This is a genomic window from Bacillus sp. FSL M8-0266 (assembly GCF_038613425.1).
GTDB classification, from domain to species: Bacteria; Bacillota; Bacilli; order Bacillales; family Bacillaceae; genus Bacillus; species Bacillus pumilus.
In genome coordinates this window covers 2,832,220-2,852,944 of record NZ_CP152015.1, presented here as the reverse complement: position 1 = coordinate 2,852,944, position 20,725 = coordinate 2,832,220, and the positions used below count along the sequence as shown (strand labels likewise).

Sequence of the window (20,725 nt, the reverse complement as noted above, 5' to 3'; positions counted from 1 at the left end):
AAGACAAAACGTACCTGTTAATTCGAGTTTTTATAAAAAAATCCTATGTTATATCATAGGTAGTCAGTCAAACGCTGACGAAAAACAAAACTTCGGTTTTGTACTTTTTCGGAGAGTTTGATCCTGGCTCAGGACGAACGCTGGCGGCGTGCCTAATACATGCAAGTCGAGCGAACAGAAGGGAGCTTGCTCCCGGATGTTAGCGGCGGACGGGTGAGTAACACGTGGGTAACCTGCCTGTAAGACTGGGATAACTCCGGGAAACCGGAGCTAATACCGGATAGTTCCTTGAACCGCATGGTTCAAGGATGAAAGACGGTTTCGGCTGTCACTTACAGATGGACCCGCGGCGCATTAGCTAGTTGGTGGGGTAATGGCTCACCAAGGCGACGATGCGTAGCCGACCTGAGAGGGTGATCGGCCACACTGGGACTGAGACACGGCCCAGACTCCTACGGGAGGCAGCAGTAGGGAATCTTCCGCAATGGACGAAAGTCTGACGGAGCAACGCCGCGTGAGTGATGAAGGTTTTCGGATCGTAAAGCTCTGTTGTTAGGGAAGAACAAGTGCGAGAGTAACTGCTCGCACCTTGACGGTACCTAACCAGAAAGCCACGGCTAACTACGTGCCAGCAGCCGCGGTAATACGTAGGTGGCAAGCGTTGTCCGGAATTATTGGGCGTAAAGGGCTCGCAGGCGGTTTCTTAAGTCTGATGTGAAAGCCCCCGGCTCAACCGGGGAGGGTCATTGGAAACTGGGAAACTTGAGTGCAGAAGAGGAGAGTGGAATTCCACGTGTAGCGGTGAAATGCGTAGAGATGTGGAGGAACACCAGTGGCGAAGGCGACTCTCTGGTCTGTAACTGACGCTGAGGAGCGAAAGCGTGGGGAGCGAACAGGATTAGATACCCTGGTAGTCCACGCCGTAAACGATGAGTGCTAAGTGTTAGGGGGTTTCCGCCCCTTAGTGCTGCAGCTAACGCATTAAGCACTCCGCCTGGGGAGTACGGTCGCAAGACTGAAACTCAAAGGAATTGACGGGGGCCCGCACAAGCGGTGGAGCATGTGGTTTAATTCGAAGCAACGCGAAGAACCTTACCAGGTCTTGACATCCTCTGACAACCCTAGAGATAGGGCTTTCCCTTCGGGGACAGAGTGACAGGTGGTGCATGGTTGTCGTCAGCTCGTGTCGTGAGATGTTGGGTTAAGTCCCGCAACGAGCGCAACCCTTGATCTTAGTTGCCAGCATTTAGTTGGGCACTCTAAGGTGACTGCCGGTGACAAACCGGAGGAAGGTGGGGATGACGTCAAATCATCATGCCCCTTATGACCTGGGCTACACACGTGCTACAATGGACAGAACAAAGGGCTGCGAGACCGCAAGGTTTAGCCAATCCCATAAATCTGTTCTCAGTTCGGATCGCAGTCTGCAACTCGACTGCGTGAAGCTGGAATCGCTAGTAATCGCGGATCAGCATGCCGCGGTGAATACGTTCCCGGGCCTTGTACACACCGCCCGTCACACCACGAGAGTTTGTAACACCCGAAGTCGGTGAGGTAACCTTTATGGAGCCAGCCGCCGAAGGTGGGACAGATGATTGGGGTGAAGTCGTAACAAGGTAGCCGTATCGGAAGGTGCGGCTGGATCACCTCCTTTCTAAGGATATATGGAGCAGTGTACGTTTTCGTCTTGTTTAGTTTTGAAGGATCATTCCTTCAAAACATGTCTCTAGCGAGACAGGATTGTTCTTTGAAAACTAGATAACAATAAGTAATACATTCACATTGAATGCAATGCAAAGTTCATCACACATAGTGATTCTTTCTAAAGTAAGAAATGGTTAAGTTAGAAAGGGCGCACGGTGGATGCCTTGGCACTAGGAGCCGATGAAGGACGGGACGAACACCGATATGCTTCGGGGAGCTGTAAGCAAGCTTTGATCCGGAGATTTCCGAATGGGGAAACCCACTGCTCGTAATGGAGTAGTATCCATACTTGAATACATAGAGTATGAGAAGGCATACCCGGGGAACTGAAACATCTAAGTACCCGGAGGAAGAGAAAGCAAATGCGATTCCCTGAGTAGCGGCGAGCGAAACGGGAACAGCCCAAACCAAGAGGCTTGCCTCTTGGGGTTGTAGGACACTCTATACGGAGTTACAAAGGAACGATATAAGCGAAGAGGTCTGGAAAGGCCCGCCAAAGAAGGTAACAGCCCTGTAACTGAAATGTTGTTCTCTCCAGAGTGGATCCTGAGTACGGCGGAACACGTGAAATTCCGTCGGAATCCGGGAGGACCATCTCCCAAGGCTAAATACTCCCTAGTGACCGATAGTGAACCAGTACCGTGAGGGAAAGGTGAAAAGCACCCCGGAAGGGGAGTGAAATAGATCCTGAAACCGTGTGCCTACAAGTAGTCAGAGCCCGTTAAAGGGTGATGGCGTGCCTTTTGTAGAATGAACCGGCGAGTTACGATCCCGTGCAAGGTTAAGCAGAAGATGCGGAGCCGCAGCGAAAGCGAGTCTGAATAGGGCGCATGAGTACGTGGTCGTAGACCCGAAACCAGGTGATCTACCCATGTCCAGGGTGAAGTTCAGGTAACACTGAATGGAGGCCCGAACCCACGCACGTTGAAAAGTGCGGGGATGAGGTGTGGGTAGGGGTGAAATGCCAATCGAACCTGGAGATAGCTGGTTCTCTCCGAAATAGCTTTAGGGCTAGCCTCAAGGTAAGAGTCTCGGAGGTAGAGCACTGATTGGACTAGGGGCCCCTACCGGGTTACCGAATTCAGTCAAACTCCGAATGCCGATGACTTATCCTTGGGAGTCAGACTGCGAGTGATAAGATCCGTAGTCGAAAGGGAAACAGCCCAGACCGCCAGCTAAGGTCCCAAAGTATACGTTAAGTGGAAAAGGATGTGGAGTTGCTTAGACAACCAGGATGTTGGCTTAGAAGCAGCCACCATTTAAAGAGTGCGTAATAGCTCACTGGTCGAGTGACTCTGCGCCGAAAATGTACCGGGGCTAAACGTATCACCGAAGCTGCGGACTGTTCTTACGAACAGTGGTAGGAGAGCGTTCTAAGTGCTGTGAAGTCAGACCGGAAGGACTGGTGGAGCGCTTAGAAGTGAGAATGCCGGTATGAGTAGCGAAAGACGGGTGAGAATCCCGTCCACCGAATGCCTAAGGTTTCCTGAGGAAGGCTCGTCCGCTCAGGGTTAGTCGGGACCTAAGCCGAGGCCGAAAGGCGTAGGCGATGGACAACAGGTTGATATTCCTGTACCACCTCCTCACCATTTGAGCAATGGGGGGACGCAGGAGGATAGGGTAAGCGCGGTATTGGATATCCGCGTCCAAGCAGTTAGGCTGGGAAATAGGCAAATCCGTTTCCCGTAAAGGCTGAGCTGTGATGGCGAGCGAAATTTAGTAGCGAAGTTCCTGATTCCACACTGCCAAGAAAAGCCTCTAGCGAGGTGAGAGGTGCCCGTACCGCAAACCGACACAGGTAGGCGAGGAGAGAATCCTAAGGTGATCGAGAGAACTCTCGTTAAGGAACTCGGCAAAATGACCCCGTAACTTCGGGAGAAGGGGTGCTTCTTAGGGTGTTAAAGCCCCGAGAAGCCGCAGTGAATAGGCCCAGGCGACTGTTTAGCAAAAACACAGGTCTCTGCGAAGCCGTAAGGCGAAGTATAGGGGCTGACGCCTGCCCGGTGCTGGAAGGTTAAGAGGAGCGCTTAGCGTAAGCGAAGGTGCGAATTGAAGCCCCAGTAAACGGCGGCCGTAACTATAACGGTCCTAAGGTAGCGAAATTCCTTGTCGGGTAAGTTCCGACCCGCACGAAAGGCGCAACGATCTGGGCACTGTCTCAACGAGAGACTCGGTGAAATTATAGTACCTGTGAAGATGCAGGTTACCCGCGACAGGACGGAAAGACCCCGTGGAGCTTTACTGCAGCCTGATATTGAATGTTGGTACAGCTTGTACAGGATAGGTAGGAGCCTTGGAAACCGGAGCGCTAGCTTCGGTGGAGGCATCGGTGGGATACTACCCTGGCTGTATTGACCTTCTAACCCGCTGCCCTTATCGGGCAGGGAGACAGTGTCAGGTGGGCAGTTTGACTGGGGCGGTCGCCTCCTAAAATGTAACGGAGGCGCCCAAAGGTTCCCTCAGAATGGTTGGAAATCATTCGCAGAGTGTAAAGGCACAAGGGAGCTTGACTGCGAGACCTACAAGTCGAGCAGGGACGAAAGTCGGGCTTAGTGATCCGGTGGTTCCGCATGGAAGGGCCATCGCTCAACGGATAAAAGCTACCCCGGGGATAACAGGCTTATCTCCCCCAAGAGTCCACATCGACGGGGAGGTTTGGCACCTCGATGTCGGCTCATCGCATCCTGGGGCTGTAGTCGGTCCCAAGGGTTGGGCTGTTCGCCCATTAAAGCGGTACGCGAGCTGGGTTCAGAACGTCGTGAGACAGTTCGGTCCCTATCCGTCGCGGGCGCAGGAAATTTGAGAGGAGCTGTCCTTAGTACGAGAGGACCGGGATGGACGCACCGCTGGTGTACCAGTTGTTCTGCCAAGGGCATCGCTGGGTAGCTATGTGCGGACGGGATAAGTGCTGAAAGCATCTAAGCATGAAGCCCCCCTCAAGATGAGATTTCCCATTCCGCAAGGAAGTAAGATCCCTGAAAGATGATCAGGTTGATAGGTCTGAGGTGGAAGCGTGGTGACACGTGGAGCTGACAGATACTAATAGATCGAGGACTTAACCTATATTCTAATGTGAAGCTTGAACATTGTTATCTAGTTTTGAGAGAACATTCTCTCCATCAGGTTTGGTGGCGATAGCGAAGAGGTCACACCCGTTCCCATACCGAACACGGAAGTTAAGCTCTTCAGCGCCGATGGTAGTTGGGGGTCTCCCCCTGTGAGAGTAGGACGCCGCCAAGCTTTTCTAAGGATCAGTTCCATTTGGAACTGGTCTTTTTTGTGCTTCTTGAGAAAATATGCTGTTGGTTGCACTTGTTTGATGAACGTTTGGACACTCTAACTCATTTACAAGCATGTGAAACACATTAAAACAAAAGAGATCGAGCGTTTCAGTTAAACCAGTAGAGAGTTAGGTTAATAGATGATAGAAGAGCTCTGTATCGTTATTAGTAGATAATTCTATTTCGGACATACTGTATCTAATGTGAGATGTTAATATTTATAAAGGAATTGCCCGTTTTTAAAGAGAATATAGAGTGGACAAGTTTAAGTGATGAACGTTAGATCACGCTGTTTGAATAGAGGAAATAACGGTCATTTGTTAAAAGAAATACGTAATGAAAATTGAAATAAAATTTTTTTAATATAGCCTTTACAAATGATGAAAACCTGTATATAATAATCTTTGTCGGATCGAGAGATTCCTACATAGTGGAGGATTAGCTCAGCTGGGAGAGCATCTGCCTTACAAGCAGAGGGTCGGCGGTTCGAGCCCGTCATCCTCCACCATATTTATTCTTACATAATGTTGGGATAGATAAAGCCGGTGTAGCTCAACTGGTAGAGCAACTGACTTGTAATCAGTAGGTTGGGGGTTCAAGTCCTCTTGCCGGCACCACTTTCATATGGTAAGATAGACAAGTCGCTTTTAAAGCGAGCCATTAGCTCAGTTGGTAGAGCATCTGACTTTTAATCAGAGGGTCGAAGGTTCGAGTCCTTCATGGCTCACCATTTTCATGCGGGTGTGGCGGAATTGGCAGACGCGCTAGACTTAGGATCTAGTGTCTTTATGACGTGGGGGTTCAAGTCCCTTCACCCGCATAGCCAAACAAAATAAAGAAATCCTGTAATGCGGAAGTAGTTCAGTGGTAGAACACCACCTTGCCAAGGTGGGGGTCGCGGGTTCGAATCCCGTCTTCCGCTTATACCATCCACGCCGGGGTGGTGGAATTGGCAGACACACAGGACTTAAAATCCTGCGGTAGGTGACTACCGTGCCGGTTCAAGTCCGGCCCTCGGCATTATACAATAAGCGCCCGTAGCTCAATTGGATAGAGCGTTTGACTACGGATCAAAAGGTTAGGGGTTCGACTCCTCTCGGGCGCGCCATTAAGATCGGGAAGTAGCTCAGCTTGGTAGAGCACTTGGTTTGGGACCAAGGGGTCGCAGGTTCGAATCCTGTCTTCCCGACCATCTTTTATGGGGCCTTAGCTCAGCTGGGAGAGCGCCTGCCTTGCACGCAGGAGGTCAGCGGTTCGATCCCGCTAGGCTCCACTTTTAAAAGATTATTTTGATCATGGCGGTGTAGCTCAGCTGGCTAGAGCGTACGGTTCATACCCGTGAGGTCGGGGGTTCGATCCCCTCCGCCGCTATAAAGGACCTTTAGCTCAGTTGGTTAGAGCAGACGGCTCATAACCGTCCGGTCGTAGGTTCGAGTCCTACAAGGTCCACCATCTATACGGAGGAATACCCAAGTCCGGCTGAAGGGATCGGTCTTGAAAACCGACAGGGGTGTCAAAGCCCGCGGGGGTTCGAATCCCTCTTCCTCCGCCATATTTTTTAAAAACTTATATCATCGCGGGGTGGAGCAGTTCGGTAGCTCGTCGGGCTCATAACCCGAAGGTCGCAGGTTCAAATCCTGCCCCCGCAACCAAATTATTTTATTTACCAATGGGGAATGCTCTTTGAGTACAACCAAAATGGTCCGGTAGTTCAGTTGGTTAGAATGCCTGCCTGTCACGCAGGAGGTCGCGGGTTCGAGTCCCGTCCGGACCGCCATTTTTAAAATGACTACTTGGCTCGGTAGCTCAGTTGGTAGAGCAACGGACTGAAAATCCGTGTGTCGGCGGTTCGATTCCGTCCCGAGCCACTTTTATAAAAAAATATTGATAGTATGGCGGTTGTGGCGAAGTGGTTAACGCACCAGATTGTGGCTCTGGCACTCGTGGGTTCGATTCCCATCAATCGCCCCATACATATTTTTGCGGGTGTAGTTTAGTGGTAAAACCTCAGCCTTCCAAGCTGATGTCGTGGGTTCGATTCCCATCACCCGCTCCATTTGTATATCCGTTCATGGGCCTGTAGCTCAGCTGGTTAGAGCGCACGCCTGATAAGCGTGAGGTCGGTGGTTCGAGTCCACTCAGGCCCACCATGATATTCCGCAGTAGCTCAGTGGTAGAGCTATCGGCTGTTAACCGATCGGTCGTAGGTTCGAGTCCTACCTGCGGAGCCAAATGGAGAAGTACTCAAGTGGCTGAAGAGGCGCCCCTGCTAAGGGTGTAGGTCGCGCGAGCGGCGCGAGGGTTCAAATCCCTCCTTCTCCGCCATTTATCTGGCCCGTTGGTCAAGCGGTTAAGACACCGCCCTTTCACGGCGGTAACACGGGTTCGAATCCCGTACGGGTCATGTTTAAAAGAGATCTTGTCAAAGATCTCTTTTTTATTTTCTTCAGAAAAGAAAGACCGCCATTATAGCGGTCTTTTTTTACATGTTCATGGAATAGATCGTATAAGACAAGTATGTTGCAAAGAAGCCCCATAAGACATAAGGAATTAGTAAAATTGGAACGACTTTGCTTAGTTTACGTGAGACGATGACAAGAGCAAGTGCTGTCAGTGCTACAAGCAGGCAGTCGATCGTAGCGGCAAATAGATCTTTTTGTGTAAATTGAAAAAAACTAAAGGCTTGATTAAATACATAATTTAAAAGAAAAAGAATCCAAAATGGTAAAGTGATTTTTTGAAATCCGTACTTTCCATAAATGATCGCTGCGGACAACGAGATGAGAGCAAATAAGACAGCCCACACAGCACCAATTACTCCACCACTCGGTGTCCATTCCGGTTTATTTAATGCATCATACCACTCTCTGTCAATCGGAAACAAGAACCCGGCAATAGAGAATAATGCGTATGTAATAAAGAAGACAACCACTGCCCAAACGATACTTTTTCTAGCCATTAAGAATCTCCTCCAATCAAATTCACTCTTAAAATGATTTCCCAATCATTACATGATATAAACATAAAGCCCCCAATATGAGGGGACTAATGATTTTCTTCTGTATAAGGTTCTTCTTCGTACGGCTTCAAGTCACCAAATACCGTCATGATGCCTTCTTCGTCTAATGCTTTTTCATAGGCTTCGTGAGCTTTATTTGGATATACTTTACTTGCCTTGCCTTCAATATCAGCAGCTGCGAATCCTTCATAGTCTTCGACATAATCTTCATCTTCTGATTGTGTATACACATCATCGTATGTCAATGGAGGAAATTCCATATCAGACGGCGTATCAGAGTTTCCGTAGCGTTCTACGTCTTGATATGCATCCTCTCCATCATAGGCTGCACTTTCTTCATTTTCGAATTTCCCTGATGGCGGACTTAATAAATCCTCTTCAATCGGACGGTTTTGTGAAACGGTTTGTTCTTTTGAATGCTCTGTGCATGTGACGGCACTAGGTAAGGCTTCTAAGCGTTCCTTTGGGATAGGTGATTTACAGACCTTGCATAGGCCATAAGAGCCGTCTGTGATGGCTTGAAGTGCTTCATTAACGTCTAACAGGTGTTCATGTTCCAAACTGTTTAACGCAATATCCTTCCCGCGTTCGAACAGCTCTGTCCCTTGATCACCTGGGTGATTATCATAGGCTGACAGATCTCCGACCGAATCATAAGGAAATGATACTTTTTGTTCATCGTCATGGCTTTTGGCTTCGAGTTCGTGTTTTTCACCGAGAAGTCGCTGCTTCAAGTGATGTAATTCGTCTTTAGACAACAAAGCGATCATCCTTTCATATCAAACATAATGTTAGTATGAGCAATTTTATCTGTAAGACTAGTTCCAATTTGAAGCAATTCCTCATGAAAAAACGCCTGCGGCTGCAGGCGTTTTTTGTTACGCGATATAGTATTGTAAGATCAAAGCGATTGTCAGCAGGAAACCGAAAAATGTATTGGTTTGAGCTGTAGATTTCATGGCATTCATTAATTCAATTGGTTTTTCTTTTTGCCTAAATTCTTTGATAGCTGTATATGCTTTTGGCACACTGAGTAAAACAAGAAGACTCCAAAGGCCGACAATATCTGTGAAGATATAAACAAAAATAAGTACATAAGAGAGCAAAAACATGGAAAGTAAAATGTTCACAGCAGCCTTTCGCCCAGCAAGAATAGCAAGTGTTTTTCGTCCATTTTCTTTGTCGCCGTCTAAATCGCGGATATTGTTTGATAGTAAGATGGCACCAACTAAAATAGAAATTGGTAATGAGACGAGAACAGCTTTAGACGTTAGTGTGCCTGTTTGAATATAGAAACTGATCAGGATGATTCCTAGTCCCATAAAAGCACCTGACACAAGTTCTCCAAACGGTGTATATGCAATAGGAACAGGACCGCCTGTATAGAAATAGCCTGCTGCCATACAAATGAGTCCTATCAGTGCAATCCACCAGCTAGACATCATGCAAATATACACTCCTAGTAGTAAAGAAAGCGCAAATAGTGCATAAGCAAGGCCGAGAACGGTTTTAGGCTTCACGCCATTTCTGACAATGGCGCCGCCGATGCCGACAGATTTCTCATTGTCCAATCCGCGAACATAATCAAAGTACTCATTAAACATGTTCGTTGCGATTTGGATAAACATAGATGCAAACAGCATAGCTAAAAATAGCCCAACATGTATTTGACCACTTGGAAGTGCTAGAACAGTTCCTAAAGTAACGGGAATAAATGCTGCTGTTAATGTATGCGGTCGTAGTAAATTCCACCAAATCCGCCAGTTCTTATCAGGCTTAATCGGTGAAAGCTGATCTGATATCGATTGATGCTGCATAAAATATACTCCTTTAAATAAAAAAATACGTACACGTCCAAATTCCAGTTTAGCAAAGTTCAAAAAGGTGTCAATATATTGATGCGATGAAACCTGAAAAAGATGTTTGCTAATCGTTGCCATATCGAGAGAAAGCTTGATCTTAGAACAAGACTTTCCATTTTTCTTATAGATGCTCTCGTTTCAAGAAGCAGAGCGAAAAAATCTAGAAAGCGTGATATAATAAGGATTCGAGGTTTTAAAAGCTGTTTTCTTTACTAAGTTCATCTGTTAAGGTTTATAATAGAAAAGCAGGTCATTCGACATACTCGAATGTTCATGTATTTTTTCATTATGGTTTTATTTTTTTATGTTATTTCATGGATTTTGGAGGAATGTATCATGGTGACAACAGTGCAAAGTACTTTCCGGCAGGAAGCGCTTGCGACATTAGAAGAAGCGAATAACGTCAACCATGCTGTTTTGATAAGCTACTCCAGAAGAGTTGACGATCTGGATCCTCTTGCCTTTTTCCAAAGCGGCGAAGCGGATTTTTTAGGCGAGCGGTTTTTTTGGTCTGATCCAGAAAGCCAAATGATATTTTCTGGACTTGGCAGAGCGGCCGTTATTAAATCATCTGAGCAAGGCAAGGAACGATTTAATACAGTTCATCAAGAATGGGAACAGCTGAAGCAGCACATGTTCCATTTTCATGATGAGAAGGAGTTAAGGCAAGCGGCTGTTGGTCCGCTTTTATTTGGAGGATTCTCATTTGATCCGTATGAAGAGAAGGCGCGTCACTGGGAAGCTTTTGGCGAGGCTCATTTTTTTGTGCCATCGATGATGCTCACTGTCTCGAAAGAAGGCACGTTTCTTACGATCAATGAATGGAAGCAGGTGGACGGTAATGTTCATCAGCTCATTCAAGAATTAGAACAAAAAGCCTCTCATTACGAAACATTACCGCTCAGACAGGGTGGACAAGCTGAACTTGTTCATATGGAAGAACGAGATGTGAAGGAATGGATGAAGGCGATCCAAGAAGCGACAGACCACATTCGTGCAAACGAATATGAAAAGGTTGTTTTAGCAAGAGAAGTCTTGCTTCACTATAAAAATCAAATTGAACTCGCTCCACTGTTATCAGAATTATTAAAGCATCAAACAACGAGTTATGTATTTGCGGTTGAGCAGGGGAGACAAGCATTTGTCGGAGCTACGCCGGAACGCTTAGTGAAAAAAAGCGGCGGAGAGGTCTTTTCATCTTGTTTAGCAGGTTCGATTGTTCGTGGAAAAGATGAAGAGGAAGATCGAGCATTAGGCAAGGAACTGCTGCATGATGAGAAGAATTTGATTGAACATCAAATTGTTGTCAATATGATTGAGCAAGCATTTGAGGCCAATTGCCTTCGCGTGCATAAACCAAATCAACCTAGTCTTTATAAAACAAAAAACATTCAGCATTTGTTTACACCGATTGTAGGAGAAATTAAAAGCAGCTGTTCTCTTTTTTCATTAATTGAACAGCTCCATCCGACGCCAGCATTAGGCGGATATCCGAAGGAAAAGGCGGTTGAGGTCATTCGTGAAATCGAACCGTTGAAACGTGGCTGGTACGCAGCGCCGGTAGGGTGGATTGACTCTCAGGATAATGGAGAATTTGCTGTTGCCATTCGGTCAGGTCTTATTGAGGAAGACCATGTTCGTTTGTTCGCTGGCTGCGGCATTGTAGAGGATTCCCTTGCAAAGCAGGAGTACGAGGAAACGCAAGTGAAATTAAGACCAATGCTATCTGCTCTTGGAGGTCGTCCTATTGAATAATCAAATCATGACAATATATATTGGCAGATTGATGGATGAATTTGTCCAAGCTGGCGTACAAGAGGCAGTTGTCTGTCCAGGTTCTCGTTCGACCCCGCTTGCAATGCTGGCTCTAGCCCACCAAGACATCAATGTCCATGTATTAGTGGATGAACGGTCTGCTGCTTTTTATGCGCTTGGTCTTGCAAAAGCAAGTCAAACTCCAGTGCTGCTTATTTGTACGTCAGGTACAGCAGCAGCTAACTTTTACCCAGCCATTGTAGAGGCACATTATTCCCGTGTCCCACTTATTGTTTTAACTGCTGATCGACCGCACGAATTGAGGGAAGTTGGGGCACCTCAAGCGATTGATCAGCAATTCTTATTCGGTAAGTTTGTTAAATGGTTCACAGACTTAGCGTTGCCAGAAGAAAGTCAGACGATGTTACGCTATGTTCAGACGGCTGCGGCAAGAGCAAATCATATGTCGATGCAAGAGCCGAAGGGACCTGTACAAATCAATGTCCCTCTGAGAGAACCATTGCTTCCTGATTTGTCTATTGATCCTTTCGAGCGAGAAGAAACAGACCGGAAAAAAGTATTAGCTACAGGACAGGCTTTCCCAAATGATGATGCGATATCTGAAATTGTGACGGTCATGAACCGTTCCAAAAAGGGACTGATTGTGTGTGGCGAGCTTCATACGGAGGAAGAGAAAGAGGCAGTAATACGTCTTTCAAAAGCCTTGCATATACCGATTTTAGCGGACCCGCTTTCTCATTTGCGAAATGGTCATGAGCATGCAGATCTTATTATTGATGCGTATGATTCTTTATTGAAAGATGAAGTATTGCAGCAGCACCTATTGCCGGATATGGTTATTCGTTTTGGACCGATGCCTGTGTCTAAGCCTTTATTCAAGTGGCTGGAAAAACATGCGGAAGTGAATCAGATTGTTGTTGATGCTGCTGGAGGTTTTCGAGATCCTGGGCTGAGTGCTTCATATGTCATTGAAAGTGATGTGGCAGCTTTTGTAGATGAAGTAGTCAATAGAGCGGATCAACGTGAGGATACAAGTTTTCTAAAGCGCTGGCAGCATGCTAATTCATCATTCAGAACGCATGCTTCCCATTATTCTGATGAGGATCTGTCATTTGAGGGGAATGTGTACCGTCAGCTTCAGCATCTTTTGCCGAAGGAGAGTGTCCTGTTTATCGGGAATAGTATGCCGATTCGTGATGTGGATACATTTTTTGAAGCGCAATCGAAGCCTTTTCGAATGATGGCGAATCGAGGAGCAAATGGTATTGATGGTGTTGTGTCTACAGCACTTGGCACGTATGCAGCTTTGAAACAGCCGGTCACCTTAGTGATTGGAGATTTATCATTTTACCATGATATGAATGGTCTCCTTGCAGCGAAGTTGATGGACATTCCACTGACGGTTGTGTTGTTAAACAATGATGGAGGAGGCATCTTTTCTTTCCTTCCGCAGGCGTCTGAGGAACCGTATTATGAAAAACTCTTTGGTACACCGACTGGACTGAATTTTGAGTATGCTTCGAAGTTGTATGGGGGAACCTATGCGAAACCGTCAACGAAACAAGAATTACATGATGTCTACAAGGCGCATATAGAAGAGCCTGGACTTCATTTAATTGAAATTGATACAGATCGGCATTCTCGTGCAAGCAAGCATCGTCAAATGATGGATGACATATTGGAAGAAGTGAAAAAAGAATGTCTTCTTTCATAATACGGATGCGTGATGGTGTGGCGTACGAGGTGGTGGATCAGAATCCATCAGGTGAGAATGCCACGCTATGCTTACACGGCTTCACTGGAAGCGCGGCTTCTTGGACATTCTTGAATGCTTATATGGGAAATACAAGATTGATTCAAGTCAGCCTGCTTGGACATGGCCGCACGGACTCACCAGAAAGTATAAGAAGATATGCGATGTCGCATCAGCTAGCAGATCTTGCAGAGATTTTAAACCAATTAAAGCTTCACAAAGTGAATATTCTCGGATATTCTATGGGAGGACGTATTGCTTTATCATTTGCCTCTCGTTATTCAGAGCGAGTCAACAAGTTGATTCTAGAGAGTACCTCTCCAGGGCTTCGTACGTTTAAAGAGCGGATGGCAAGACTCAAACATGATCATCAGCTGGCTCAGAAAATGAGACATGAAGGTTTAGTGAAGTTTGTGGATTTTTGGGAGAGTATTCCACTGTTTGCTTCGCAGAAAACTTTATCAACTGACACGCAGGCTCAACTACGAGAGGAAAGGCTAAAAGCCAATCCACTTGGACTGGCTCGCAGTTTAGAAGGCATAGGAACAGGTTCGCAGCCCTCTGTTTGGAAGGCTTTAAAGCATATGAATTTACCTGTTTTGTTGATTTGTGGAGCGCTTGATGAAAAGTTCTGCAATATCGCCACATGTATGCAGCAGGAGCTTGAAGGCAGTCAATTTATATTAGCTGAGCAGGCTGGGCATACAGTTCATGTGGAACAACCACATTTTTTTGGTAAAATAGTTAGTGAGTTTATTACCCAAGGTTAGAGGAGGAACTATTGATGGCTATTGAATGGCAAACTGAGCGTCAATATGACGAAATTTTATATGAAACATGCAATGGGATTGCAAAGATCACGATTAATCGTCCACATGTACATAACGCGTTTACACCAAAGACTGTGAGTGAATTGATTGATGCATTTTCACGTGCTCGTGATAATTCAAATGTTGGTGTGATCGTACTTGCAGGTGCTGGCGGCAAAGCATTCTGTTCTGGTGGAGATCAAAAAGTACGCGGTCATGGCGGTTATGTAGGAGACGATCAAATTCCGCGTCTAAATGTACTCGACTTACAGCGTTTAATTCGTGTGATTCCAAAACCTGTTGTTGCGATGGTTGCTGGTTATGCAATCGGCGGCGGGCACGTTCTTCATATTGTATGTGACCTGACAATTGCAGCAGATAATGCGATTTTTGGACAAACTGGTCCAAAAGTAGGCAGCTTTGATGCTGGTTATGGTTCAGGCTACCTTGCACGTATTGTTGGTCATAAGAAAGCGAGAGAAATCTGGTACTTATGCCGTCAATACAATGCACAAGAAGCGCTTGATATGGGACTTGTTAATACTGTTGTACCATTAGAGCAGCTTGAAGAGGAAACAGTGAAGTGGTGCGAGGAGATGCTAGAAAAGAGCCCGACTGCTTTACGATTCTTGAAGGCTGCATTTAATGCAGATACGGATGGATTAGCTGGAATTCAACAATTTGCAGGAGATGCGACACTTCTTTATTACACAACAGATGAAGCAAAAGAAGGACGCGATTCCTTTAAGGAAAAACGCAAGCCAGACTTCGGTCAGTTCCCGCGTTTCCCTTGATTCAATCATACCGATGAAAAACAGCTTAGTGCATCAGACTAAGCTGTTTTCTTTTACGAAAAGGAGGTGTTGTGATGAAGCAACCGAATTGGCTGCTGCACCGTGCTTATTTAACACCAGAAAGAGTCGCGCTCATTTATCAGGATAAAAAGTGGACATTTCGCAATTTAGCTGATGAAGTCAATGAGCTTTCAAATAGACTTGCACAAACATTATTAAAAAAAGGGGAAACGGTCGGGATTCTGATGAACAATCATCCTCAAATGGTGATGCTTGTTCATGCTTGTTTTTCATTGGGATTCAAAATCGTGCTATTGAACAATAAGTTAACAAAAGCTGAAAGGCGCTATCAACTTGAAGATGCAAAAGCAGCCGCCTTATTTACTGAACCGGTTTATGCAAGTGATCATAAGGGTGATCTACCCGTTTATACAATGGAGACTTTACCTGAAGCAGGTCACGACAATGTAAAGAAAATCGAAAGCGAATTTGATTTGAATGAAACAGCAACGATCATGTATACATCTGGCACAACAGGACAACCAAAAGGGGTCGAGCAAACGTTTGGCAATCATTTTCATAGTGCTGTTTCCTCTGCACTCAATGTGGGCCTCAGAGAGGATGACCGCTGGCTTATTGCACTGCCTCTTTTTCATATTAGCGGGTTATCCGCTTTATTTAAGTCGGTGATTTATGGGATGACTGTCGTACTTCATCAAAAGTTTGATGTCGATGAAGTAAAGGGTTCGATTGAACACCATCGTGTGACGATGATATCTGTTGTTCAAACGATGTTATCCCGTTTATTAAGCAGGCTGGAAGAATGTCCGTCTTCTTTGCGCTGTCTTTTATTAGGCGGAGGACCTGCGCCTTTTGCGATGCTTCAAGAAAGCAAAGAGAAAGGTTTCCCTGTGTTTCAATCCTACGGCATGACAGAAACCTGTTCACAAATTGTGACCCTTGCGCCTGAATTTAGTGTAGAGAAGCTTGGATCAGCGGGAAAACCCCTTTTTGGATGTGAGCTGAAAATTCAAGATGGTACACGCATTTGTCGTCCTTTTGAGCATGGCGAAATTATGGTGAAAGGGGCAAATGTCATGAAAGGGTACCTTTACCGTGAAGAGGCGACCGTGGCTGCTTTTGATCAAGGCTGGCTGAAAACGGGTGATATCGGCTATGTGGATGAGGAAGGATTTTTATTTGTGCTTGACCGCCGTTCAGATTTAATTATTTCTGGCGGTGAGAATATTTATCCTGCTGAAATTGAAGCGATCCTGTTAACACATCCGCATGTAAAGGAAGCCGGAGTGACGGGTATGTATGATGATAGATGGGGAGAGGTACCAGCTGCCTTCCTTGTCACAGACCATAAAATACCGGAGAACGAGCTCTATGCTTTATGTGAGTCGCATCTAGCAAAATATAAATGGCCTGCCGCTTTTCACTTTGTGGACGAGCTGCCAAGAAATGCGTCAAATAAATTGCAGAGGCACAGACTCAAGTCAAAGGGGTTTTTAGATGATTCAAATTGAACGAGTGATTTTATATCATGTCACGATGAAGCTCAAGCAGCCATTTACCACAAGTCTTGGGACCATCTCGGAGCGTGAGTTTATTATTGTCGAGGTAAAAGATCAAACGGGATTGACTGGATGGGGAGAGGTGTCAGCCTTTTCTTCTCCTTGGTATACAGAAGAAACCATTGAGACTTGTTACCATATGCTGAGAGCTTTTTTTATACCAAATGTGCTGACACGCACCTTTACACACCCTTCAGAAATACCAGACAGCCTGTACCAATTTAAAGGCAATAGGATGGCGAAAGCGGGAATTGAAGCGGCTGTTTGGGATATTTATGCGAAGCGTGAGAATAAGTCGTTACGAGATGTATTAGGCGGCACCAAGGATAGAATACCTTCTGGTGTTGTGGCGGGGTTAGGACCCGTTGATGACATGCTGAAGCAAATACAGCAATTTGTGGACCAAGGTTATCAGCGGGTGAAGGTGAAAATTAAGCCGGGGCAGGATATTGGACTCCTTAAAAAAATTAGAGAGTCTTTCCCTCACCTCCCGCTAATGGCGGATGCAAACTCTGCTTATGAGTTAAAGGATATTAGCAAGCTCAAGCAGCTCGATGACATTCGTTTATTAATGATTGAACAGCCATTAGCTGCAGATGATATTGTCGATCATCGCCATTTGCAAAAGCATTTAAAAACACCGATATGTTTGGATGAAAGTATTTGTTCCTTAGATGATGCTAGAAAAGCGGTAGAGCTTGGCAGCTGTCAAATTATTAATGTGAAGCCTTCACGAGTTGGTGGGCTGACAGAAGCCCTTAAAATCCATACATTCAGTAAGGAGCATCAAATTCCGTTATGGTGCGGTGGAATGATTGAAACAGGTATTTCCCGCGCGCAGAACGTGGCACTTGCTTCGCTTCCGCAATTTACAATTCCAGGTGATATTTCAGCTTCGTCAAAATATTGGGAGCAGGATATCATTTTTCCTGAAATCAAGGTTGAAAATGGTTTTATAGAGGTACCTCGTTCCCCCGGAATGGGCGTAGAAGTGGATTATCAAGCGCTTCGTTCCTTTTCAGATAAAATTGACGTCTTTACAAAACATGATTTTGTGATGTGAAAATGAGGTATTCACCTTTTGCACATCCAATAAAATCTATATATAGTGAGAGAAAGTTTTTCCTTCCTGTCTCAACAAAAAAGAAAGAGCGGTGATCCGCTCTTTCTTACTCTTCTACCAGTTTGCTGTCATAAGCAAGCTGTCCAATATAGTGATCCATTTCACTGGGCATGTCTGCTGCATGGCCATATTCATAATCCCAAAGGTTTAAAAAGGAGTGAGCAGCCTGATAAAATGCGGCTTCGTCCGCGTCATGAATTTCGTCAAAAAACGTTTGAAGCAGCCGATCGTGTTTCAATGCGAAGCGCCTCCTTAAATGAGACTTAAAGATCTTGTGGTTTAAACGTTTTACAATCCGTTTCTTCACTTTTTTTAGCCGTATTTCCTGTGTGGCTGACGACATAGATTGCATCTGCCCCACAGCGGTTTCCAGCATTCCAATAGGAACAGTTATTGACTTCACAAAGGATTTTTTGACTCATACAGATGACCTCCTTTTGAGTATGTCTTTCTTATATAATGTAACCGAAATGAACCTCATCCATTCACGTTAATCTTCCTGGCGAATATAGCGCTTATCCTTCATAAACAATTTCCAGAAGAAATAGAACCCAGGGAATAAGATGATAAAACCTACAATATACGTGATAAATAATGCTCTAAATGTCACAGGGTCTGTAAATCCAGACATGATTGTAATATCTGGATAGGCCATATAAGGCAAATGGGCACGTCCGTACACATAGCTTGCTAAAAAATATTGAACGGTAATCGCAATGACAGCTAAACGCGGCCGGCCTTTCCGATGCTTAAACCGGCTATTTGGTAAAAATAGAGCCAGCCCTGCTAGCAAAAACATCAGGAGTGATACAAGAAGAATAGGGATGTTCTGCATCATTTTTGTGAACAGCCAATTTGCCTCGCTTCTTAATGTCAGCATGATGAAAAAGGCCATCATGAGTGAAAGCGGACCCGTAATGAGCGCTCCTCTTCTATAAATGCTGTAAGCTTCATCTTCATCAGCCACATTCGAGAAATCAGCTAAAAGCAATGACGAAAGAAAAAGGGTGCTAAAAATGGCAAAGCCGACAAAAGAATAGACATTTGCACTTGTAAAGACCAGTCCAAGATCTAATGAGTAGTTGTTGTTCTCCTCAAAGATAAATCCACCATGTGTAATCGGAAGAACCATGATCAGGATCGATGGAATGATAAAGCCGCTAATCCCTGAAATATAAGTCACTGCTTTTCTGTATTTTTTAGGGAGAGAATGAGAAAACACGAGAAATCCGCTTCGCAGTGCAAGAAGCAATAATATGATGCTACCGGGTATTAATAAAACAGTACCAAGGACAAAGGTCGCACCTGGAAACATGCTAAACAACGCAACAACAATTGCCACAATGAATACGTTAGTTACTTCCCATGTTGGAGAAAGGTACTTATTTGCGATATTAGCGGCCTTTGTTTGTTCTTTATTCATATAAATCATGGACCAAAATCCTGCGCCGAAATCCATTGATGCCATCACTGCATAGATAAAAACGAACCCCCATAAGATGGTGATTGCAATGAGTGCATCAGTTGTTACATCCATTTGCATCTTGATCGCTCCTTTTTAAGATTCTGTTAACCGTAGGTCTTCTTCAATCGAATGTTTTCTAAAGTAGTACGTTAGCACAATCACAGTTGCTATGCCTAAGATGAGATAGACAATGGCAAAAAGGATAAAGAGTGTGCCAATTGAGCCTGATGATGTGACGACCTCTGAGGTTTTGAGCATTCGATAAATAACCCATGGCTGACGGCCTGTACATGCAAAGATCCAGCCGAACTCAATGGCCAAAAGACTAAGGGGCCCGCCGAATAAGTAAAGAAAAAGGAGCCACTTCGGATAATGATCGCGTTTTAAAATTTTACGGTAAAGCAGTGCTAACACCGCAAACAAAATGAGGACTGAGCCAATAATGACCATGCCATTAAATAACGTGTGAATAAATAAAGGCGGCCACTCATCACGAGGGAAATCATTTAAGCCTTTGACCACCGTATCAAAGCTATTTCCTGCCAGAAAACTAAGCGCCCAAGGGATTTCAATTGCTCCTTTAATTTCCTTTGAATCGGCATCTGTAAAACCACCTATTGCGAGCGGCGCATGTGATTGTGTTTCAAATAAACCTTCAGCACCAGCTAATTTTTCTGGCTGATATTCATACAGAAGCTGAGCAGACTCATGACCATTTATGGCCGTTAGAAATGAGAAGAGGCCTCCTACAATAAGTCCAAGAAAAAGGGCTTTTCGATGAAACGTATAGAGTTTCTCATTCTTTCTTGTTTTGAGCATTTTAAAAGCTGCCACTGATGCAATCACAAAAGCACCTGTTGTAAAAGCAGACAGCACGACATGTGTCGCAGTTACGACAAAGCTTGGATTGAAAAAGGCCTTCCAGGGCTCGATATTCGTAATTTCTCCATTGACCATTTGAAAGCCAGCAGGAGTTCCTTCAAACGCATGTACGTTTGTGATCAGAATCGCTGAAGCGGCTGCGCCAATCACGACAAAAATAACGGTAATGATGCGCATAGCAGGTGATAGGCGATCCGCTGCGTACACATAAATAGACATAAATAATGCTTCAATAAAGAACGCATAAATTTCAATCTGAAATGGAAGTGACATGACCTTTCCGATGACCTCCATAAAACCTGGCCATAGAAGAGCGAGCTGGGTACCAGCAATCGTGCCTGTTGGAATGGCGACACCTAACAAGACAGCCTGCGCTTTCGTCCACCGTTTGGCCATGACAGCATAGTGAGGGTCCTTCGTTTTTTGGAAGATGAGTTCAGCTAACAAAATCATTAGCGGGATGCCGACGCCAAGCGAGGCATAAATAATGTGAAAGCCCATGGTTGTGCCGAACAGGCTTCTAGCTAAAACGAGATCAGTCAATTTTTTCTCCGCCTTTCTTATCACTTCTCTTTTTCATGATGTTATTATTCTCCACCATTTTTAGATTATTCTTCCTGACTAAGAAAGCTTGATTTTTGACAAGTTGTAAAAGAGGGAGTAGAATATAAAACGTA

General features: G+C 45.2%; 13 protein-coding genes, 21 tRNA genes and 3 rRNA genes. 30 read left to right on the top strand and 7 right to left on the bottom strand.

What is annotated here, in order from left to right:
* The first annotated feature begins 105 nt into the window (after positions 1 to 105).
* The 24 genes from MKY83_RS14750 to MKY83_RS14635 all read left to right on the top strand — a co-directional run bounded on the left by MKY83_RS14750 (position 106) and on the right by MKY83_RS14635 (position 7,389).
* Positions 106 to 1,654: ribosomal RNA gene (locus MKY83_RS14750) — 16S ribosomal RNA — on the top strand.
* Positions 1,655 to 1,836: 182 nt separating this feature from the next.
* A 23S ribosomal RNA gene (locus MKY83_RS14745) occupies positions 1,837 to 4,767 on the top strand.
* Between the two features lie 61 nt (positions 4,768 to 4,828).
* A 5S ribosomal RNA gene (gene rrf / locus MKY83_RS14740) occupies positions 4,829 to 4,944 on the top strand.
* Together the 16S, 23S and 5S rRNA genes with 21 tRNA genes alongside form the textbook arrangement of a ribosomal RNA operon.
* A 473-nt stretch (positions 4,945 to 5,417) precedes the next feature.
* Positions 5,418 to 5,493: transfer RNA gene (locus tag MKY83_RS14735), tRNA-Val, on the top strand.
* A 33-nt stretch (positions 5,494 to 5,526) separates the two neighbouring features.
* Positions 5,527 to 5,602, top strand: a tRNA-Thr gene (locus MKY83_RS14730).
* Between the two features lie 37 nt (positions 5,603 to 5,639).
* Positions 5,640 to 5,715, top strand: a tRNA-Lys gene (locus MKY83_RS14725).
* Between the two features lie 7 nt (positions 5,716 to 5,722).
* Positions 5,723 to 5,805, top strand: a tRNA-Leu gene (locus MKY83_RS14720).
* A 30-nt stretch (positions 5,806 to 5,835) separates the two neighbouring features.
* Positions 5,836 to 5,907, top strand: a tRNA-Gly gene (locus tag MKY83_RS14715).
* Between the two features lie 12 nt (positions 5,908 to 5,919).
* Positions 5,920 to 6,005, top strand: a tRNA-Leu gene (locus MKY83_RS14710).
* An 11-nt stretch (positions 6,006 to 6,016) separates the two neighbouring features.
* Positions 6,017 to 6,093, top strand: a tRNA-Arg gene (locus MKY83_RS14705).
* A gap of 7 nt (positions 6,094 to 6,100) precedes the next feature.
* Positions 6,101 to 6,177: transfer RNA gene (locus MKY83_RS14700), tRNA-Pro, on the top strand.
* 8 nt (positions 6,178 to 6,185) lie between these two features.
* Positions 6,186 to 6,258 (top strand) — tRNA-Ala (locus MKY83_RS14695).
* Positions 6,259 to 6,282: 24 nt separating this feature from the next.
* Positions 6,283 to 6,356 (top strand) — tRNA-Met (locus tag MKY83_RS14690).
* Positions 6,357 to 6,360: 4 nt separating this feature from the next.
* Positions 6,361 to 6,437, top strand: a tRNA-Ile gene (locus MKY83_RS14685).
* 7 nt (positions 6,438 to 6,444) lie between these two features.
* Positions 6,445 to 6,537: transfer RNA gene (locus MKY83_RS14680), tRNA-Ser, on the top strand.
* A 23-nt stretch (positions 6,538 to 6,560) separates the two neighbouring features.
* Positions 6,561 to 6,637: transfer RNA gene (locus tag MKY83_RS14675), tRNA-Met, on the top strand.
* 48 nt (positions 6,638 to 6,685) lie between these two features.
* Positions 6,686 to 6,762: transfer RNA gene (locus tag MKY83_RS14670), tRNA-Asp, on the top strand.
* A gap of 18 nt (positions 6,763 to 6,780) precedes the next feature.
* A tRNA-Phe gene (locus tag MKY83_RS14665) sits at positions 6,781 to 6,853 on the top strand.
* Between the two features lie 27 nt (positions 6,854 to 6,880).
* Positions 6,881 to 6,956: transfer RNA gene (locus MKY83_RS14660), tRNA-His, on the top strand.
* Positions 6,957 to 6,967: 11 nt separating this feature from the next.
* Positions 6,968 to 7,041: transfer RNA gene (locus tag MKY83_RS14655), tRNA-Gly, on the top strand.
* A gap of 17 nt (positions 7,042 to 7,058) precedes the next feature.
* Positions 7,059 to 7,135, top strand: a tRNA-Ile gene (locus tag MKY83_RS14650).
* 6 nt (positions 7,136 to 7,141) lie between these two features.
* A tRNA-Asn gene (locus MKY83_RS14645) sits at positions 7,142 to 7,216 on the top strand.
* Positions 7,217 to 7,219: 3 nt separating this feature from the next.
* Positions 7,220 to 7,310: transfer RNA gene (locus MKY83_RS14640), tRNA-Ser, on the top strand.
* Between the two features lie 7 nt (positions 7,311 to 7,317).
* Positions 7,318 to 7,389, top strand: a tRNA-Glu gene (locus MKY83_RS14635).
* Positions 7,390 to 7,467: 78 nt separating this feature from the next.
* On the opposite strand, the gene MKY83_RS14630 is transcribed toward MKY83_RS14635, so the two are convergent.
* From MKY83_RS14630 to MKY83_RS14620, 3 genes are all read right to left on the bottom strand, one after another.
* Positions 7,468 to 7,944 carry a tryptophan-rich sensory protein gene (locus tag MKY83_RS14630; protein WP_106066853.1) on the bottom strand — a complete coding sequence of 159 codons (477 nt, stop codon included), beginning with the start codon at positions 7,942 to 7,944 and terminating at the stop codon, positions 7,468 to 7,470.
* Positions 7,945 to 8,030: 86 nt separating this feature from the next.
* A complete protein-coding gene (locus MKY83_RS14625; RefSeq protein ID WP_342487443.1) occupies positions 8,031 to 8,765 on the bottom strand; it encodes a TraR/DksA C4-type zinc finger protein in 735 nt (244 codons plus the stop codon).
* 117 nt (positions 8,766 to 8,882) lie between these two features.
* On the bottom strand, positions 8,883 to 9,821 hold the full coding sequence (locus MKY83_RS14620; RefSeq protein WP_065098670.1) for a 1,4-dihydroxy-2-naphthoate polyprenyltransferase: 939 nt from the start codon (positions 9,819 to 9,821) through the stop codon (positions 8,883 to 8,885).
* Between the two features lie 381 nt (positions 9,822 to 10,202).
* Between MKY83_RS14620 and MKY83_RS14615 the strand changes: the two genes are divergently transcribed.
* From MKY83_RS14615 to menC, 6 genes are all read left to right on the top strand, one after another.
* On the top strand, positions 10,203 to 11,621 hold the full coding sequence (locus MKY83_RS14615) for an isochorismate synthase MenF (RefSeq protein WP_268453123.1): 1,419 nt from the start codon (positions 10,203 to 10,205) through the stop codon (positions 11,619 to 11,621).
* The gene (gene menD, locus MKY83_RS14610) at positions 11,614 to 13,356 is read left to right on the top strand and encodes a 2-succinyl-5-enolpyruvyl-6-hydroxy-3-cyclohexene-1-carboxylic-acid synthase (protein ID WP_342490534.1); all 1,743 of its coding nucleotides are present in this window, start codon (positions 11,614 to 11,616) and stop codon (positions 13,354 to 13,356) included. Before MKY83_RS14615 ends, menD begins: the two co-directional genes overlap by 8 nt.
* Positions 13,341 to 14,165, top strand: coding sequence for a 2-succinyl-6-hydroxy-2,4-cyclohexadiene-1-carboxylate synthase (menH, locus tag MKY83_RS14605; RefSeq protein WP_342490533.1), 825 nt, complete (start codon positions 13,341 to 13,343; stop codon positions 14,163 to 14,165). Before menD ends, menH begins: the two co-directional genes overlap by 16 nt.
* Before the next feature lie 14 nt (positions 14,166 to 14,179).
* Complete coding sequence (menB, locus tag MKY83_RS14600; protein WP_003217719.1) at positions 14,180 to 14,998, top strand: 1,4-dihydroxy-2-naphthoyl-CoA synthase; 819 nt, start codon at positions 14,180 to 14,182, stop codon at positions 14,996 to 14,998.
* 74 nt (positions 14,999 to 15,072) lie between these two features.
* Complete coding sequence (locus MKY83_RS14595) at positions 15,073 to 16,530, top strand: o-succinylbenzoate--CoA ligase (protein ID WP_106066857.1); 1,458 nt, start codon at positions 15,073 to 15,075, stop codon at positions 16,528 to 16,530.
* On the top strand, positions 16,517 to 17,641 hold the full coding sequence (menC, locus tag MKY83_RS14590; RefSeq protein WP_113768703.1) for an o-succinylbenzoate synthase: 1,125 nt from the start codon (positions 16,517 to 16,519) through the stop codon (positions 17,639 to 17,641). Before MKY83_RS14595 ends, menC begins: the two co-directional genes overlap by 14 nt.
* A 106-nt stretch (positions 17,642 to 17,747) precedes the next feature.
* On the opposite strand, the gene MKY83_RS14585 is transcribed toward menC, so the two are convergent.
* The 4 genes from MKY83_RS14585 to MKY83_RS14570 form a co-directional block, all read right to left on the bottom strand.
* On the bottom strand, positions 17,748 to 17,939 hold the full coding sequence (locus MKY83_RS14585) for a hypothetical protein (RefSeq protein WP_044142132.1): 192 nt from the start codon (positions 17,937 to 17,939) through the stop codon (positions 17,748 to 17,750).
* Positions 17,940 to 17,964: 25 nt separating this feature from the next.
* On the bottom strand, positions 17,965 to 18,123 hold the full coding sequence (locus MKY83_RS14580; RefSeq protein ID WP_065098685.1) for a DUF1540 domain-containing protein: 159 nt from the start codon (positions 18,121 to 18,123) through the stop codon (positions 17,965 to 17,967).
* Positions 18,124 to 18,191: 68 nt separating this feature from the next.
* Positions 18,192 to 19,238, bottom strand: coding sequence for a cytochrome d ubiquinol oxidase subunit II (locus tag MKY83_RS14575; RefSeq protein ID WP_185108921.1), 1,047 nt, complete (start codon positions 19,236 to 19,238; stop codon positions 18,192 to 18,194).
* A gap of 21 nt (positions 19,239 to 19,259) precedes the next feature.
* Positions 19,260 to 20,591, bottom strand: coding sequence for a cytochrome ubiquinol oxidase subunit I (locus tag MKY83_RS14570; RefSeq protein ID WP_065098664.1), 1,332 nt, complete (start codon positions 20,589 to 20,591; stop codon positions 19,260 to 19,262).
* Positions 20,592 to 20,725 lie beyond the last annotated feature (134 nt).